Here is a 16388-nt window from a genome sequence, read left to right as displayed (position 1 = left end):
GGAGTCGACCATGACCGAATACTGCCCCGGGACAGTTTTCCCCGAGAGGACAGCGATGAATATCTCAGTCTTTTCCCGGAGGTCGAGTCGCCTTCAAGGTGGTCTTGAGACGGACTTCCCAAGCTCTGGCCATAAGTACGCGGCTACTGGGGGAAAAGATGGCTGCACACCGGAACTTCACCGAACTCGCGTTGCACAGAACATCGGAACTCGCGCTCGAGGAGGCCTACTTCTGCGTACGCGCGAATCAGCGGGGTGAGCTGGAATCCGATGTCCTTGGTTACGGCGAACTCGGCGAACGGGCCAAACGGCTCGCGTCCTGGCTCCAGGACCGCGGCTCGCACGGCCACCGGGTGCTCATCCTCCAGAGCGACGTGCGGGAGTTCATGAGCAGCTTCCTGGCCTGTCTGTTCGCCGGGGCGGTGGCCGTGCCCGCCCCCGCTCCGGTCGGCTCCCGGCAGAACGTCGAACGGGTCGCCAACATCGTCCGGGACGCCTCCGTCAGCTACATCCTCACCGACGCCTCGCTCGCCTCGACCGTCTCCCAGCTGCTGGCCAACATCGGCCATCCCGAGGTGGCATGTCTGGCCACCGACCGCTCGTCGGTCGGCGACGCGGACGCCTGGCAGCCGCCGGGCCTCTTCCCCGACGACGTGGCCTTCCTCCAGTACACCTCCGGCTCGGTGAGCGAGCCCAAGGGCGTGATGGTCACCCACCGCAACCTGCTCGCCAACCAGCGCGCCATCCAGCAGGCGATGCGCACGACGGGCGAGTCCCGGGTCGGGGGCTGGCTGCCCTTCCACCACGACATGGGTCTCGTCGGCCATCTGCTGCACCCGCTCTGGCTCGGCAGCGCGGGTGTGCTGATGCCGCCGATGACCTTTGTGAAGCGGCCGCTGCGCTGGCTGCAGATGGTCGACCGGTACGGCATCACCACCGGCGGCGGCCCCAACCTCGCCTACGACCTGTGTCTGCGCCGGATCAAGGACGACCAGATCGAGCAGCTCGACCTCTCCCGCTGGGAGACCGCCGTCAACGGGGCGGAGCCGGTACGGGCCGAGACCATGGACGCCTTCGCCGAGCGCTTCGCACCCGCCGGATTCCGCAAGGAGGCGTTCTACCCCTGCTACGGCCTGGCCGAGTCCACCCTGCTCGTCAGCGGCAAGGAGCCGGGAGCCCTGCCGTCCAGCCGCGTCGTCGATGCCACGGAGCTCGAACACCACCGGCTGCGCCCCGCCCACGAGGGCGCCCCGGCACGGACCCTGGTCAGCTCGGGCAGGCCCCGCGCGTGCCAGGTGGCGATCGTCGACCCGGCGAACTGCCGCAAGCTCCCTGCCGGTGAGGTGGGTGAAGTCTGGATACGCGGAGAGAGCGTCGCCCGCGGCTACTGGAACCGTCCCCTGGAGAACGCCCACGCCTTCAGGGCCGCCACCGAGGACGGCGAGGAGGGCTATCTGCGCACCGGGGACCTCGGCGCGATGGACGGTGACGAGCTCTACATCACCGGCCGTATGAAGGACATCATGATCGTCGCGGGTCGCAATCTCTATCCGCAGGACATCGAACGCAGCGTCCAGCGGGTCAGCGCCCTCTTCGGCTCCAGCGCGGCCTTCGCCGTCGAGTCCGACCGCGATCATGTCGTCGTCGTCCAGGAGGTGCGCACCGGCTCCGGGTTCGAGGCGGAACTGGCCTCGCTGTCCGCCGCCGTACGGATGTGTGTCTCCAAGGAGTTCGAGGTCGCCGCCGAGAACGTCCTGCTGGTCCGCCCCGGCACCGTGCGCCGCACCACCAGCGGAAAGCTCCAGCGCACCGCCATGCGCCAGCTCTTCCTCGACGGGGGCATCCAGCCGCTGCACGAAGTGCTGCACCCCGAGGTCCGCGAACTGGTCTCGGTGGGCGCACCCGGCGGCGACGCACCCGGGGACGGCGGATGACGGCGACCACCGAACGTGCCGCCTTCCAGCACACCGAGGAGACCGCCGGCCTGCGCTGGCATCTCGCGGAGCAGCTGGAGGAGCGGCTCGGCGACCCCAACGGCACCGGCCCGCTCTCCTACGCCCATGCCGCGGACGAGGACGCCGCCGAGGAGTTCCCGGCCGCCGCGTGCGAACTGCTCGGCGACCTCGGCATCCACCACTACTACATCCCCGCGGAGTACGGCGGCGCGCTCACCGGCTTCCCCCAGCTGCTGGAAATCGTGCGCACCATCGCCCGACGCGATCTGACCACCGCCGTCGGACACGGCAAGACCTTCCTCGGCGCGGTCTGCGTCTGGGTCGCCCAGGACTTCGCCGGAGCCGAACGCCTCGCGTCCCTGGTGGCCGCCGGCGAACCGGTCTCCCTCGGGCTGACCGAACGCACCCACGGCAGCGACCTGATGGCCGGTGAGGTCGTCGCCGAACGCACCCCGCACGGCTATGTCATCAGCGGCGAGAAATGGCTGATCAACAACGCCACGAGAGGCCGCCTGGTCTGCCTCCTCGCCCGCACCGCCGCCGAGGGCGGCCCCCGCGGTTTCAGCCTGCTGCTCGTCGACAAGAACGAACTCCCGAAGGACACCTACCGGACCCTGCCCAAGGTGCACACCCTCGGCATCCGCGGCGCCGACATCAGCGGCATCGCCTTCGACCGCGCGCCCGTCGACGCGTGCGGGCTGGTCGGCCGCGAGGGCGAAGGACCCGAGACCGTTCTGAAGGCCCTGCAGATCACCCGCTCGCTGTGCACCGCGCTCTCCCTCGGCGCCGCGGACCACGGACTGCGCCTCGCCTACGGCTTTGCGGCCGGGCGCGAGCTGTACGGACGCACACTGCTCGATCTGCCCGCCGCCCGCAGAACCCTTGCCGAGACCTACGCAGACCTGCTGGCCATGGAGGCGCTCAGCACCGTGGCCGCCCGGTCCATCCACACCCTGCCGGACGAGCTCAGCGTCACCTCCGCGGTCGCCAAGTATCTTGTGCCGACCGTGGCGGACGACCTCCTGAACCGGCTGCGCGGAGTGCTCGGCGCACGAGCCTTCCTCAGCGACTACCACGAGCACGGCCGGTTCCAGAAGCTGGAACGCGACCACCGGATCGTCGGGATCTTCGACGGGAACACGATGGTCAACCTCTATGCGCTGACCGCACAGTTCCGCGGGCTTGCCCGGTTCCACCCCGTCCAGGCCCCCGACCCGGCCACCCTGTCCGCCACGTTCGGCCACGCCCACGCGCTGCCCGGCCTGCGCCCTTCCCAGCTGAGTCTGCTCGCCCGCCGCGGCAGCACCGTGCTGGGCTCCCTGCCGAACTCCGCCGAAGTGCTCGGCGCGCAGGCATCCCGGGAGCCGGAGCTCGCCCGTGCCGCCGCGCTGGCCCGTACCCTCGCCGTCGCCGCCGACCAGCTGCACGCCCGGATGCGCGCAGCGCGCCCGGTGCCCGGCGGCGCCCCCGTGGAGAGCTTCGACCTGGCCCGCGGCTACTGCGTCTGTTTCACGGCCGCCTGCTGCCTGGGCGTCTGGCGGCACAACCGGTCGCTCGCGCGGCAGACCACGACGGCCGGTCACTGGAGCGCGGGCCTGTGGCTCGAAGCCGTGCTCGCCCGGCTCCTGGACCGGCTCGAACAGGCCGTACCCGGCCTCACCGGACCACAGCCGCGCAGACCGGCGGCCTACGACAGCGAACTGGAGTCGCTGTTCGAGCGGTTGCTCGGACGGCTGAGCGAACAGTACGAGGCGGGAGAGCTGTTCTCCCTGCTGCCCGGCCGTATCGCAGAGGGACCGCCATGCTGAGCCCGAGCCCGGAAGAACTCACCGTCCAGCAGCGCGTCGCCGATCTGGAGAGGCGGCTCGGCGACCCCGGCGACCCCGGCAACCCGCTCGGCCGGGACGCGCTGCTCGCCGCCGACGAACGCGGTGAGCTTCTCGCCGAGGCGGAGGAGGCACTCGCCGGCTTCGCGCTCAACGCGGAGTTCGTCCCCACCGAACTGGGCGGCCGGCTCGACCGCGTCGACACCCTCGGCCGCGTCCTGCGCGGTGTCTTCCGCCGCGATGCCAGCCTCGGACTGGGCTACGGCGCGACCACCTTCCTCGCGGCGATCGCCATCTGGGCGGCGGGCACCCCCGAACAGCGGCGGCGGGTGGCCGACCTGCTCCTGGGAGGCGGCCGGCTGGCCATCGCGTACCACGAACTCGCCCACGGCAACGACTTCGTACGCAACGAGTTCCGGGCGACGCCGAGTGACGACGGTTTTGTGATGTCCGGCGCCAAGCACGTCATCAACAACGTCGAACGGGCCGAGGCGCTGGTGCTCTTCAGCCGCACCGAGGACTCGCCCGGCAGCCGCAGCCACTCCGTGCTCCTCGTCGACAAGTCTGACGTTCCCGCCGACCGCTACCGCTATCTGCCGCGGTACGAAACCGTCGGCGTACGCGGCTGCCGCAACGCGGGCGTGGAGTTCACCGACTGTCCGCTGCCCGCCGACGCGCTCGTCGGCAAGCTCGGCGACGGCGTCGAACTGGCCCTGCGCTCCTTCCAGATCACCCGCAGCGTGCTCCCCTCCATGATCCTCGGCGGAGGGGACACGGCCCTGCGCACGGCCGTCTCCTTCGCCCTGGACCGCAAGCTCTACCACCGCTCCGTCCTGGAGATCCCGCACGCCCGCGCCACCATCGTCGGCGCCTTCACCGATCTCCTGATCAGCGACTGCCTGGCGCTGACCGCGACCCGGGCCGTCCATCTGGTCCCGGAGGCCACCAGCGTCTACGCCGCCGCCGTGAAGTACCTGCTGCCCAAACTGCTCACCGAGACCGCCTACGACCTGTCCATCGTCCTCGGCGCCAACTTCTATGTGCGCGACGGGGCCTACGGGGCCTTCCAGAAGCATGTCCGTGACCTGCCGATGATCAGCCTCGGCCACGCGGGCACGGCCGCCTGCCAGGCCACCATCATCCCGCAGCTGCCGCGGCTCGCCCGCACCGCCTGGTTCTCCGGCAGGCCCGCGCCCGAGGGGCTGTTCCGGGTCCGCGACGGGCTCCCGCCGCTCGACCCTGCCCGGCTCGTCCTCGTCGCGGGCAGCGACGCGCTCGCCGGTTCCCTGGAGGGTGCGGCCGACGCCGTGGCCGAAGGAGCACGGGCCGGTGAGTACACCGAGGCGCTCACCGCCCTCGCGCAGGCGCTTGAGGACGAGCTGCGCAGCCTGCGGAGCGAGTGCGCCGACATGCCGCCGAGGGACCGCACCGTGCTCGCCAGCCCCAAGGCGTACGCCCTTGCCGACCGGTACACGCTGTTGCTCGCCGGAGCGGCCTGCCTGGGCGTCTGGCGGCACCAGGAGCCCGAGGACGACGCCTTTCTCGCCTCCCCCCACTGGATCGCGGCGGCGCTCACACGCCTGGTGAAACGGCTCGGCCGTCCACTGCCCAAGCTCCCGGACGGCTGGGAGGACCGGCTGCTCGACGAGGTGCTGAACCGCTACCACGAAGCCCGCAGTTACGACCTGTACGACACCCCGATCGCCGGCTGACACGGACACGTTGCGAAGGAGCGTCAGATGGTGCTGCATTCCACCGGGCCAGAAGCCCCGGGCCCCTGGCCGGCCGAGCCCGTGGCCGGGTTCGACGAACGCGACTTCCGCCACTGGCTGATCACCAGGCTGAGCGAGTATCTCCAGCGCCCCGCCGGCGAGATCGGCGCGCACACCCCCTTCGCGGAGTACGGGCTGGACTCGGTGGCGGCGCTCAGCCTCTACGGGGACATCGAGGAGGAGTTCGGGCTCTTCCTCGAACCGACCGTCGCCTGGGACCACCCCACCGCCGACGATCTCGCCCACCACCTCGCCGAGGAGTTCACGAAGGCCGGCGGCGAGCATCGGGAGGTATGACCATGGGCCGTCCATCGGGCCCGTCCCGGCACCCGGTCGCGGTGGTGGGTCTGGACTGCAGATTCCCCGGCGCGCCGGATCCCCGGGCGTACTGGCGGCTGCTGATGAGCGGGGCGAGCGCGATCGGCGAACGCCCGGCCAATCGCGGCCCCGGTGACGTGCCCGGCGGCTTCCTCGCCGACGCCGACGCCTTCGACCGCTCCTTCTTCGGCATCTCCACCGCCGAGGCGAGCGCGATGGACCCGCAGCAGCGGCTGCTCCTCGAATGCTCCTGGCGGGCCGTCGAGGACGCAGGAATGTCCCCGTCCCGGCTCGCGGGCGGCCCGGTGGGGACCTACGTCGGCTCCATGTCCGAGGACTGGATGCGACTGAGCCTCGCCGCGCCCGGCGGGGTGACCCCGCGCACCGGCACCGGCGGCGGCCGTTCCATGCTCGCCAACCGCGTCGCCTACCAGCTCGATCTGCGCGGCCCCAGCCTCACCGTGGACACCGCCTGCTCCTCGTCCCTGGTCGCCGTGCACCTCGCCTGCACCGCCCTGCGCGCGGGGGAGTGCGACCTCGCGCTCGCCGCCGGCGTCAACATCGTCGCCACAGCCGTGCTCGACGAGATCTACGCCCAGGCCGGACTCGCCGCCCCCGACGGCCGGTGCAAACCCTTCTCGGCAGCCGCCGACGGTATCGGCCGCGGCGAGGGTGTCGGCGTGGTGGCACTGCGGCTCCTTCAGGACGCGGTACGCGACGGCGACCCCGTGCACGCCGTGATCCTCGGCAGCGCCGTCAACCAGGACGGCCGCAGCAACGGGATCATGGCCCCGCACCGCGTCTCCCAGCGCGATGTGATCGCCACCGCCTGCCGCCGCGCCGTGGTGGACCCGCACGACGTCCGCTTCGTCGAGGCACACGGGACCGGCACACCGCTGGGCGACCAGATCGAGGTGCTCTCACTCGGCGATGTGTTCCGCGACGAGTCGGGCGCACGGCCGTGGCCGCTGGCGATCGGCGCCGTCAAGGGCGCCATCGGCCACACCGAGGGCGCTTCCGGCATGGCCGGGCTGATCAAGACCGTACTGGCGCTGCGGCACGGCGTGGTGCCCGCGAGCCCCTCGTACGGGGAGGAGAACCCGCGCCTGGGTCTCGCCCGCCGGGGCTTGGAACTGATCACCGAACCTCTCGAACTGCCCGCCGGCGGCTGCCGCGCGGGGGTCTCCAGCTTCGGCATGGGCGGCACCAACGCCCATGTGGTGCTCGAATCCGCTCCCGAAGTCCCCGCCCCCGCGGTTGACCCGCGCGCCGGGGTGTTCACCCTCTCGGCCGACACGCCCCGGGCGCTGCGCCGCAATCTGCGCCTCCAGGCCGTCGATGCCGCGGGCCGCGGCGTCGAGGAGCTCGCCCGTCTGTGCTGGACCAGCAACCGGACCCGGGCCGCCCTTCCGTACCGTTTCGCGACCGCCGTGGACAGCACCGAGGAACTGGCGTCCCGGCTGTTCGCGGGCGCCGAGCTGGAGGCCGAGTACACGGAAGCCGCCGAAGAGCCCGTCCTCGCCTTCGCGTTCACCGGACAGGGCGCCCAGTATCCGCGGATGACGGCCGGGCTGTACGAGGGCTCGGCCGTCTACCGCACCTTTCTGGAGGAGGCGTCCAAGGCGCTCCAGCCGTACACCCTCACCCCCGTGCACGAGGTGATCCTCGCCGGGGACCCGGCCGTGCACCGGACCGGCACCACCCAGCCCGCGCTGTTCGCCGTGCAGTACGCCCTCGCCCGCACCCTGATGGAGCTCGGCGTGAGGCCCGCAGCGGTCCTCGGGCACAGCATCGGGGAGTTCGCGGCGGCCGTCGTCGCGGAGGCGCTCGACCTGGCGGACGCGGCCCGGCTGGTAGCCGTGCGCGGCGCCTTCATGCAGCAACTGCCCGAGGGCGGAGGGATGCTGGCGACCCGGGCGCGGCCCGCCGAGGCCGCGGCCCTGGTCGCTGACGAGCCCGCCGTCGGTGTCGGCGCGCTCAACGGACCCGGCGCCACCGTGCTGTCCGGAGACCTCCGGGCGCTCGGGCGGATCCGCGCCCGCCTGCAGGAGCGGGGCCTCGCCTGCACCCCGCTCACGGTCTCGCACGCCTTCCACTCGCCCCTCATGGCTCCCATGCTGGGCCGCTTCGAGCGGGCCGCGTCCCGGATCCCCGGAGGCCGGCCCCGGCTGCCGTTCCATTCGACGGTACGAGGCAGGCTGCTTGCCCCCGGCGAGGAACTGGACGCCGCCTACTGGACCGAGCACGTCTCCTCGACCGTGCGGTTCGAGGACGCCGTCGGCTCGCTGTGCGCGCAGCCGCCCACGCATGTCGTCGAGATCGGCCCCAAGCCGGTTCTCGTCAATCTGCTCCGGCGGATCGCGGGCGCCCGCGACATCCCCGCCCTCGCGGTGTGCCGCACCGACGACTCCGGCACCCGCCAGGTCGGCGAACTCCTCGCCCGGCTGCACCGGGACGGCCTCGACCCGGCCTGGGACACCCTCTATCCCGACGCGGGGAAACGAGCCGTCCATATGCCCGCTCACGCCTTCTCGACCGAGTGGCGCTCCTGGCACCAGCAGCCCGCGCCCCACACCCCTGTCCCCGCTCCCGTGCCGCGCGGGCCCGGCGCACCCGCCCCGGGGAGCGATCCCGACCGGGTCCGGTGGGGAGTGCGCGAGGCCGTCGCCCAGGTCAGGGGCGGCCGGCACGACGAACTCGACGACGGGCTGCGCTTCTACGACGACCTCGGCTTCGACTCGGTGATGCTGATGGAGCTCAAGTACCGGCTGGAGGCGCGCTTCCCGGAGATCGGCGAACTGTCCATGCCCGAGATGCTCTCCAGCCTGGTCAGCGTCAATTCACTGATCGTGTACCTGAACGAGCAGCTCAGCGCGGCGGTGGCCCCATGAGCAGGCCCCCGGGCCGCGGCGGGCCCGTGCAGCTGGCCGGGGTCGGCACCGCCCTGCCCGGAGAACCCGTCGACAACGCCAGGCTTTCGGCCCGCCTCGGCATCGCCCCGGAATGGGTGGAGACCTTCATCGGCACGAGAACCCGGCACTTCGCCCGTGACCTCGACGGCGGACCGGTCCGCTGGACCTTGGAGGACCTGTGCGCCGACGCCGCCGACCGGGCGCTCGCCGACGCAGGCGCCGACGCCGACGACGTGGCCTTCGTCGTCCTCGCCACAGCCACCCCCGACGCCTTGATGCCCACCACGGCCGCACTGGTGGCCGACCGGCTCGGCATCGACGACGTGCCCGTCTACCAGCTCCAGTCCGGCTGCTCGGGAGCCGTGCAGGCACTGGCGCTCGCCTCGTCGCTGCTCGCGGACGCCGAGCGGGGAGCGCGGCCGGTCGCCCTGGTGATCGGCGGCGACGTGTGCAGCAAACACCTCGATCTGCGCCAGGACTTCCGCTCGATGCCTCCTTCCCAGCTCGTCAACTACGTGCTGTTCGGCGACGGAGCCGGGGCTGTGGCGCTCAGCCGTGCCCCGGGCGCGGCCCGGGCCGTGCTGACGCGCGCCGACCACCGGATCGGCGGACTCGGCCGGGCGCCGGGCCAGCGCGTCGAGTGGTTCGGGCCGGCCGACCGTGACAGCGGGCGGCCCGCCGTGACCGAGGACTACAAAGCCGTCGAGACGCAGGTTCCGGTCATGGCCCGGGAAGTCTTCGACACCCTGCTCGACCGGCTCGGCTGGCCCGCGGAGACCCTCGGCCATGTCCTTCCGCCACAGCTCGGCGGCCGGATGACCGAGCGCATCACGAGGGGGCTGCGGCAGGGCCTCGAGTGGGAGGAGGTCTCCTGTGTCGCGGATACGGGAAACAACGGAAACGCGCTGGTCTTCTTCCAGCTGGAGCGGCTGCTGCCGCGGCTGGCGGCGGGCGGGCGCGCGGTCGGCATGGCGATCGAGTCCAGCAAATGGATCAAGGCCGGCTTCGCGGTGGAGGCGACCCGATGAGCGCACGAGGTGAAGCGCAGCAGGAGTTGCGGGCGCTGTACGACAGGGGAGCGCTCGCCGGCGCCTACCCGGCCGTTCCGCAGCTGCTCGCCCGGCTGGAGGAGGCGGCCGACGACGACGCACTCGACCGCGCCGGCCGCCTCCTCGCCCGGCTGAACCCCGCCGATGTGCTCGCCGCCCATCCCGGCACCCACGTGGTCCACATCGCGGTCACCGGCCGGTCCACCACCGCCGGCCTCGTCCCCGCGCTCACCGGCAGGCTCGCCCGGCACGGGCTGCTGCTGATCCCGTACGCGGCGGGCAGCGGGGGATACGTCCAGGAACTCGCCGACCCCGCCTCCGGCCTGTACGCGCACCGGCCCTCCATCACGCTGTGCGTGCTGGACCCGCTGACCGTCTGGGACCGGGTGCGGCCCCCCTGGCAGCCGTACGAGGTGGCACTCGAAGCCGAACGGCAGCGGCTGCTGCTGGCCGAACTCGCCCGCGCCCACGCGGCCCACGGCCCGCCCGGCGCGACGCTCGTCCTGAACACCGTGCCGCTGCTGCGCCGCTTCGCCCACCAGCTGACCGGACACGCCCAGCGCGCCGAACTGGGCGCTTGCTGGCGGGAGTTCAACGCCGATCTGCTGCGCATGAACGACCCGGGGGCCGGCGTCGCCGTACTCGATCTGGAGCCCCTGACCAGTGCGGGAGTACGGGCCGACGATCCGCGCCTGGGCGCATACGCCGACGCCCACTGCACCGCCGAACTGCTGGCAGCCTACGCCCGTGAAGCCGCGCACCTGGTGCGGGCCGAGCGCGGTGACGCCAAGAAGTGCCTGGTCCTCGACCTCGACGGCACGCTGTGGGACGGCGTGCTCGCCGAGGACGGCCCCGAGCGGGTGCGGGCGGCGCACTCACTGCGCGCGGGCGCGTTCGGGCACTTCCGCCGGACCCTCGAACAGCTCGCCTCGCAGGGCGTGCTGCTCGCCGTCTGCAGCAAGAACGATCCGGAACCGGTCGCCCGCGCTCTCGCCGCCCATCCCGACTGGCCGCTGAGCTCCGACGACTTCGTCGCGGTCGTGGCCGACTGGGGCTCCAAGGCCGAGGGCATCCGCACCATCGCGTCCAGGCTCGGCATCACGCCGTCCGCGGTCGTCTTCGCCGACGACAGCACTTTCGAACGCGAGGTCGTACGGGCGGGCGTGCCGGGGGCCGCCGTCGTACCCCTGGACGGCGAACCCGCCCACCACGCCGAACGCCTGCTGGCCGACAGCTGGTTCCTCGTCCCCTCCGTCACCGAGGAGGACCGCGGCCGGGCCGCGCGTTACCGCGAACGCGAACGGCGCGACCGCGGGCGGGCCGGCGCGACGGACTACCGTAGCTTCCTGAGCGGCCTCGGCATCGAGGTCGACGTCGGACCGGCAGCAGGCCATGAGACCGCCAGGATCGCCCAGCTGAGCCTGCGCACCAACCGGTTCAACCTCACAGGGGAGCGCCTGAGCGGCGCGCAGATCCGGTGCCTCGGCAAGGAACCGGATGCCCTCGTGCTCGCCGTGCGCGCAGCCGACCGCTTCGGCGACGACGGAGTGGTCGGAGTCGTCCTCGCCCGCCGGGACGCCGCCGGACTCCATCTGGAGAACATGGTCGTCAGCTGCCGAGTGCTCGGACGCGGCATCGAGGACGCCGTCCTGGCAGGACTGCTGCACGCCGCCCGCGACGACGGCCTGCCCGCCGTGCACGCCACTTGGCGCAGGACCCCGGCCAACGAGGCCCAGGCGGCGTTCTGTCCGGCGCACGGATTCGAGACCGCCGACGACCTCGGCGACGAGATCCGCTACCGGCACGGCCTGCGGCATCTGCCGCCCGTCCCCGTTCATGTGCGGCTGCGGCTGCGCCTTGGCCACCAGCAGGCACAGGAGGTGGAGTCATGTACACCGTCGTCGATCTGATCTCTCTCGCCAATGAACACCTGGGCACCGACCTGGAACCCGAGGACGCCGTACGCGACCTCGCCGAGCTGCCCTGCTGGGACTCGGTTAATCTGCTCCGGCTCGTCAGCCTGCTGGAAACAGAACTGGCCAGGCCCGTCCCGGTGGCCGAGATACTTCAGGCCCGCACCCTGGGCGAGATCTGGACCGCAGCGGTGACGGCATGAGCGCGTCCTCGGACCGGGCGCGGCGCCATACGCGCTACTTCCTGAACTGGGCACGTGCGGCGTCCCCCGTCCATCTCGGTGCCGACGTCGACATGACGGAGGTCGAGGAACACCGGGCCTCCCGGCGCTCGGAAGGCAGGCGGTACTCGGTCGTCAGCTATCTGCTGCACGCCGCCGGACAGATCGTGGCCCGGCACCCCGAGGCCCGCGCGATGGCCCGCGGAGTGCGGCGCCCGCGTACCGCGCTCCTGCCGGACACGACGGCCAAACTCGCGCTCGACCGTACGACCGAAGGCGGCGAGCGCGTGGTGCTCACCGCCGTGCTGCCGGGCGTCGACGCGGCGACCCTGTCGGAGATCCAGGATGTGGTGGACCTGTGCCGCGAGAGCGACCCGTACGACCTTCCCGGCGCCGCCGCCGTGCGGCTGCTGGGACAACTGCCGCCGCCGCTGGGCGAGGCGGCCTTCCGGCTCGGAGTGCGCTCTCCGGCCGCCAGGGCCCGGCGGCTCGGGACCTTCTCGGTGAGCTCGCTCGGGCACCGCGCCGTGGATGTCTTCCACTCCTACGGCGGCACGGCCCTCACTTTCTGCGCGGGCCGGGTCGCCGACCGTGCCGTGGTGCGGGGCGGCCACATCGCACAGGCGCCGGTCATGCGCCTGGGACTGACCTTCGATCACCGAGTGCTCGACGGAGCCGCCGCGGCGGACGTACTCGACGGAGTGGTGAAGCGGCTGGAGGGCTGGCATGGTGATCTTTCCGGGACCCGTGGCGAACCCCGCGACGGAGCGGGGATTCGCCCGGCCCGTGCGGGTGACCGGCCCCGAGGGCCCTTGGGAACACGTCCGTGACGCGGTGCGGGAGTACGGCAGCGTGGTCGTCCACGCACAGCTCGACGACTGGCTGCCCGCCGATCTCGACGCGCCACAACTGCGGCCCCTGCTCGGCCGTGACTACGCGCGCTTCGCCGCCATGACGCACTATCAGATCCGCTCCCGGTTCGTGGCGTCCAGGCTCCTGCTCAAGCATGTCGCCTGCGCGATCATCGAGGCGCCCCCGCACTCCGTCGAACTCGCCTACAAGCCGGGCGGACGACCGTATCTGCGCGGCCTGGACCAGATCGACATCAGCCTCAGCCACACCGAGACGCTGCTCCTCGTCGGGCTGACCCGCCGCGGCTGGATCGGGGTGGACGCCGAGCTGAGAGACCGCCCGATGCTCGGGCTCGGCACCGAGAACCAGGTCTGCACGCCGCACGAACGGGCGGCCCTCGCCCAGATCGCCGACGAGCGGCGCAACGGCGCGCTGGTACGGCTGTGGACGCTGAAGGAGGCGTACAGCAAGGCCATCGGACAGGGCATGCGGTTCCGTTTCACGGAGTTCGGCTTCGGCCCGCAGGAGAGGAGAGTGCAGGTACTGAGACCGGACGGCTCGCGCGGCACCGGCGACGAGTGGACCTTCCACACCTGTCTGGTGGACCGCCGGTACACGGTCAGCGTCGCCCTCTTCGACGCTGGCTTCGGCGACACCAGCGACACCGCCGCGTCCACCATGCTCGACGCCGGGCTGATGGCGGCGCTGGCGGCCACCGGACAGGACGAGAGCACCCCATGACGATCAGGACGGAAGTCTGCGTGGTGGGCGGCGGGCCCGGTGGCCGGGCTCTCGCACTCGCCCTGGTGCGTCGTGGCCGGCAGGTCGTCCTGCTGGAGCAGCGGGCGGGCGCCGCACGCGCCTTCCGCGGCGAGTCCCTCTCGCCCGACGGGGTGCGCCTGCTCGCCGGACTCGGTGTACTGGACCGGGTGCGCGAGCACACCCACGAGGTGCACCGGCTGGAGATCGCCGACGGCGGCCGACACGTCCTCGACGTGCACTTCGACGCCTTTCCGTACGCCTACCGGCACCCGGTCGAGCTGGCCCAGCCCGTACTGCTCGCCGCGCTGGCCCGGGCCGCCGACGAGCACGGGGGCTGCACGGTCCTCGAACCCGCCTCGCCTACCGCGCTGCTGATCGAGCGAGGCGCGGTCCGCGGTGTGCGGGCGAGGACTCCCGAGGGGATCGTGGAGATACGCGCCGACATGACCGTCGGCGCGGACGGCCGGTACAGCTCCGTACGCCGTCTCGCCGGCCTCGGCCACGGCACGGTGCGGACCCCGCTGGAGCGGGACGTGATCTGGCTGAAGCTGCCCTTCCCCGCCGCCTGGGACCGGCGGGCCTACCGGGTGCGGATCAGCGCGGGCCGCCACGGGCTGTTCCTGCCCAGCACCGACGGCACTCTTCGGGTGGGGCTCAACATCCCCAAGGGCGCTCTGCGCGAGCTGCGTTCGGGCGGGATCGGACAGCTGCACGCCCGGCTCGCCGAACTCGCCCCCGAGCTGGAGCGAGAGGCCGCCGAGGGGATCCGCAGCTGGTCCGACACCCACCTCCTGGACATCTTCACCACCGAAGTACGGCGCTGGTCCGCCCCCGGAATCGTCCTGATCGGGGACGCGGCACACACCCTCTCGCCAATACTCGGGCAGGGAGTCAACCACGCCCTGGCGGACGCGGTCGCCCTCGCACCGCTGATCGCCTGCGCGCTGGAGGCGCCCCGCAGCGGACGGCAGCCGGCGCTGGGCGCGGCGGCGCTCGCCTTCCAGCGGGACAGGGAGAGCGCGGTCAGACGCTCCCGGCGTCTGCAACTGCGCCAGGAACGGATGTTCACCCTCTCCGCACCCCCCGCCACGGCGCTGCGGCGCACCATCTACCGGGCCCTGAACACGAGCCCCGCACTCCAGCGCCGGGTGTTCGCCCCCGCCTACTTCCCCGGACAGCGGCCCGAACCCGCCGACCGGCCCACCAGGACGGAGCAGCGGACATGACCGGCACACCGCCAGGGCCCCAGCTGAGCGAGCTGCGCGGACAGGTGCTCCTCCACGCCCGCGCGCAGGGCCTCGCGCCCGCCCACTGCCGGCGGCTGCTGGCGGAGATCACCACCGCCCACGGAACGGGCCACGACTCCTGGCCCGCCGTCTGGAGCCGGGCAGGGGACCGGCTGGCCGCGCGCGGCAGGCCGCTGGAAGCCTGCCGTCACTACGGCCTTGCCCGCTTCCCGTTCGCCGCCGTCGACGACGAAGCGCGCCGCCGGGCGCAGCTGCTGTGTGTCCGGTCCTTCGACCGCTGGCGCCGGGCACGCCCCGGAATCGACCGCATCGACCTCCGGCTGCCCGACGGCGGGTTCGCCTGCTGGACGGCCGGCCTTTCGGCCACCCGGCCGCGCCCTCTGATCGTCGTCATGGGCGGCATCGTCAGCGTCAAGGAACAATGGGCCCCGATCCTGGCGCGGGCCGACGCACTCGGAGTGGCCCTTGCGGTCACCGAACTTCCCGGCGTGGGCGAGAACACGCTGCCGTACCGCGCGGACAGCCACCGGATGATCGCCACCCTGCTCGACACACTCGCCGACCGGGCCGACGTACGACGTACGTTCGCCCTCGCGCTGAGTTTCGGGGGGCATCTGGCGCTGCGCGCCGCCCTGGCCGACGAGCGCGTCCGCGGCATCGCGACCGTGGGAGCACCGGTACGCCATTTCTTCCTGGACCGTGACTGGCAGCGAGGTGTCCCGGACACCACGGTATTCACGCTCGCCCACCTCATCGGCTGCGAGCCGGACGACGTCTTCGACGCCGTACGCCCCTGGGCGCTGGGTGACGACGAGCTGCGACGGCTGGCCGTCCCGGTGACCTACGCCGCCGCGCTGCGCGACGACATCGTGCCGCTCACCGAGACGGGAGCACTCCTTCGCGATCGCACGGCCCGGCGCGAGGTGCTGCTGCTGGACGACGAACACGGCGCCCCCGCCGAGCTCGCCCGGGTCCGGGTGGCGCTGCTCCGCGCGGCGCTCAGGTCCGTGCACGCGCACCCGCTGCGACTCGCGGCCCTCGGCGTGACGGGCGGAACGCAGCGCCTGCTGAGCCGGAGAGGACGGCTGACCGTATGACCCCCGATGCCCACCCCCGCACTCGTCCGGGCGCCCGCGCCGACCTTTGCTCAGCCACTCGCCTGGGCCTGCGCCTTTTTCGTGGACCGGGCTGGACCTACCACGACCCCGCCGGGCGGGTCCTCAGCTGCGCCGTCGGCCTGACGGCGCTGGTCGCGGGCGCAACGCTCGGCGGGGCCCGCAGCCGTGTGCTGTGGACGACCGCGCTGCTCCCCGACATCGCCCTGCTCTACGGCATCGCTGCCGCCCCCGGCTTCGAACGGCTGCCCCTCTACGCGGTACGCCCGTACAACGTCCTGCACTCGCCCGCCGTGCCCGCGGCCCTGTTCGCTCTCGCGGCCGTCACCCGCAGCCGCAGGACCGCAGTCGCCGGTCTCGGCTGGCTGGGGCACATCGGTGTCGACCGCGGCTTCGGGTACGGGCCGCGCAGAGCGGACGGTACGCGCTGCTGAACTCCCCTTGCC

The 16388-nt window shown here is 72.4% G+C and carries 13 protein-coding genes; all 13 read left to right on the top strand.

From position 1 onward, the window contains the following. Nucleotides 1-158 precede the first annotated feature (158 nt). Genes OG293_RS05200 through OG293_RS05140 form a run of 13 tightly spaced genes read left to right on the top strand, consistent with a single transcriptional unit; the run spans nucleotide 159 to nucleotide 16376 of the window. Complete coding sequence (locus tag OG293_RS05200; protein WP_405997578.1) at nucleotides 159-1934, top strand: fatty acyl-AMP ligase; 1776 nt, start codon at nucleotides 159-161, stop codon at nucleotides 1932-1934. Further along, a complete protein-coding gene (locus tag OG293_RS05195; RefSeq protein ID WP_405997577.1) occupies nucleotides 1931-3763 on the top strand; it encodes an acyl-CoA dehydrogenase family protein in 1833 nt (610 codons plus the stop codon). Before OG293_RS05200 ends, OG293_RS05195 begins: the two co-directional genes overlap by 4 nt. Further along, entirely contained in the window at nucleotides 3757-5493 is a 1737-nt protein-coding gene (locus OG293_RS05190; protein WP_405997576.1) for an acyl-CoA dehydrogenase, read from the top strand. Before OG293_RS05195 ends, OG293_RS05190 begins: the two co-directional genes overlap by 7 nt. Before the next feature lie 27 nt (nucleotides 5494-5520). Then, nucleotides 5521-5850, top strand: a complete 330-nt coding sequence (locus OG293_RS05185; protein ID WP_405997575.1) for an acyl carrier protein — start codon at nucleotides 5521-5523, stop codon at nucleotides 5848-5850. 2 nt (nucleotides 5851-5852) lie between these two features. Then, nucleotides 5853-8762 carry a beta-ketoacyl synthase N-terminal-like domain-containing protein gene (locus OG293_RS05180; RefSeq protein ID WP_405997574.1) on the top strand — a complete coding sequence of 970 codons (2910 nt, stop codon included), beginning with the start codon at nucleotides 5853-5855 and terminating at the stop codon, nucleotides 8760-8762. Further along, entirely contained in the window at nucleotides 8759-9811 is a 1053-nt protein-coding gene (locus OG293_RS05175; protein WP_405997573.1) for a 3-oxoacyl-ACP synthase, read from the top strand. The genes OG293_RS05180 and OG293_RS05175 overlap by 4 nt, the downstream gene beginning before the upstream one ends. Further along, nucleotides 9808-11742, top strand: coding sequence for an HAD-IIIC family phosphatase (locus OG293_RS05170; RefSeq protein WP_405997572.1), 1935 nt, complete (start codon nucleotides 9808-9810; stop codon nucleotides 11740-11742). Before OG293_RS05175 ends, OG293_RS05170 begins: the two co-directional genes overlap by 4 nt. Continuing rightward, nucleotides 11721-11948 carry an acyl carrier protein gene (locus tag OG293_RS05165; RefSeq protein WP_405997571.1) on the top strand — a complete coding sequence of 76 codons (228 nt, stop codon included), beginning with the start codon at nucleotides 11721-11723 and terminating at the stop codon, nucleotides 11946-11948. The genes OG293_RS05170 and OG293_RS05165 overlap by 22 nt, the downstream gene beginning before the upstream one ends. Further along, nucleotides 11945-12796 carry a 2-oxo acid dehydrogenase subunit E2 gene (locus OG293_RS05160; protein WP_405997570.1) on the top strand — a complete coding sequence of 284 codons (852 nt, stop codon included), beginning with the start codon at nucleotides 11945-11947 and terminating at the stop codon, nucleotides 12794-12796. The genes OG293_RS05165 and OG293_RS05160 overlap by 4 nt, the downstream gene beginning before the upstream one ends. Beyond that, entirely contained in the window at nucleotides 12693-13559 is an 867-nt protein-coding gene (locus tag OG293_RS05155) for a 4'-phosphopantetheinyl transferase family protein (RefSeq protein ID WP_405997569.1), read from the top strand. Before OG293_RS05160 ends, OG293_RS05155 begins: the two co-directional genes overlap by 104 nt. Beyond that, the gene (locus OG293_RS05150) at nucleotides 13556-14806 is read left to right on the top strand and encodes an FAD-dependent oxidoreductase (protein WP_405997568.1); all 1251 of its coding nucleotides are present in this window, start codon (nucleotides 13556-13558) and stop codon (nucleotides 14804-14806) included. Before OG293_RS05155 ends, OG293_RS05150 begins: the two co-directional genes overlap by 4 nt. Next, on the top strand, nucleotides 14803-15924 hold the full coding sequence (locus OG293_RS05145; protein WP_405997567.1) for an alpha/beta fold hydrolase: 1122 nt from the start codon (nucleotides 14803-14805) through the stop codon (nucleotides 15922-15924). The genes OG293_RS05150 and OG293_RS05145 overlap by 4 nt, the downstream gene beginning before the upstream one ends. Next, the gene (locus OG293_RS05140) at nucleotides 15921-16376 is read left to right on the top strand and encodes a DUF4260 family protein (protein WP_405997566.1); all 456 of its coding nucleotides are present in this window, start codon (nucleotides 15921-15923) and stop codon (nucleotides 16374-16376) included. Before OG293_RS05145 ends, OG293_RS05140 begins: the two co-directional genes overlap by 4 nt. The last annotated feature ends 12 nt before the right edge of the window (nucleotides 16377-16388 follow it).

The sequence above is a fragment of the Streptomyces sp. NBC_00829 genome, assembly GCF_045161795.1.
GTDB lineage: Bacteria > Actinomycetota > Actinomycetes > Streptomycetales > Streptomycetaceae > Streptomyces.
The sequence above is the reverse complement of the archived record's forward strand: the minus strand, read 5'-3'. Positions and strand labels throughout refer to the sequence as shown.

What these genes read in the sequence shown, in the direction of transcription:
- OG293_RS05200 (WP_405997578.1), top strand. Translation starts at nt 159, where the DNA reads ATGGCTGCACACCGGAACTTCACCGAACTCGCGTTGCACAGAACATCG.
- OG293_RS05155 (WP_405997569.1), top strand. Translation starts at nt 12,693, where the DNA reads ATGGTGATCTTTCCGGGACCCGTGGCGAACCCCGCGACGGAGCGGGGA.
- OG293_RS05180 (WP_405997574.1), top strand. Translation starts at nt 5,853, where the DNA reads ATGGGCCGTCCATCGGGCCCGTCCCGGCACCCGGTCGCGGTGGTGGGT.
- OG293_RS05140 (WP_405997566.1), top strand. Translation starts at nt 15,921, where the DNA reads ATGACCCCCGATGCCCACCCCCGCACTCGTCCGGGCGCCCGCGCCGAC.
- OG293_RS05190 (WP_405997576.1), top strand. Translation starts at nt 3,757, where the DNA reads ATGCTGAGCCCGAGCCCGGAAGAACTCACCGTCCAGCAGCGCGTCGCC.
- OG293_RS05170 (WP_405997572.1), top strand. Translation starts at nt 9,808, where the DNA reads ATGAGCGCACGAGGTGAAGCGCAGCAGGAGTTGCGGGCGCTGTACGAC.
- OG293_RS05150 (WP_405997568.1), top strand. Translation starts at nt 13,556, where the DNA reads ATGACGATCAGGACGGAAGTCTGCGTGGTGGGCGGCGGGCCCGGTGGC.
- OG293_RS05195 (WP_405997577.1), top strand. Translation starts at nt 1,931, where the DNA reads ATGACGGCGACCACCGAACGTGCCGCCTTCCAGCACACCGAGGAGACC.
- OG293_RS05165 (WP_405997571.1), top strand. Translation starts at nt 11,721, where the DNA reads ATGTACACCGTCGTCGATCTGATCTCTCTCGCCAATGAACACCTGGGC.
- OG293_RS05175 (WP_405997573.1), top strand. Translation starts at nt 8,759, where the DNA reads ATGAGCAGGCCCCCGGGCCGCGGCGGGCCCGTGCAGCTGGCCGGGGTC.
- OG293_RS05145 (WP_405997567.1), top strand. Translation starts at nt 14,803, where the DNA reads ATGACCGGCACACCGCCAGGGCCCCAGCTGAGCGAGCTGCGCGGACAG.
- OG293_RS05185 (WP_405997575.1), top strand. Translation starts at nt 5,521, where the DNA reads ATGGTGCTGCATTCCACCGGGCCAGAAGCCCCGGGCCCCTGGCCGGCC.
- OG293_RS05160 (WP_405997570.1), top strand. Translation starts at nt 11,945, where the DNA reads ATGAGCGCGTCCTCGGACCGGGCGCGGCGCCATACGCGCTACTTCCTG.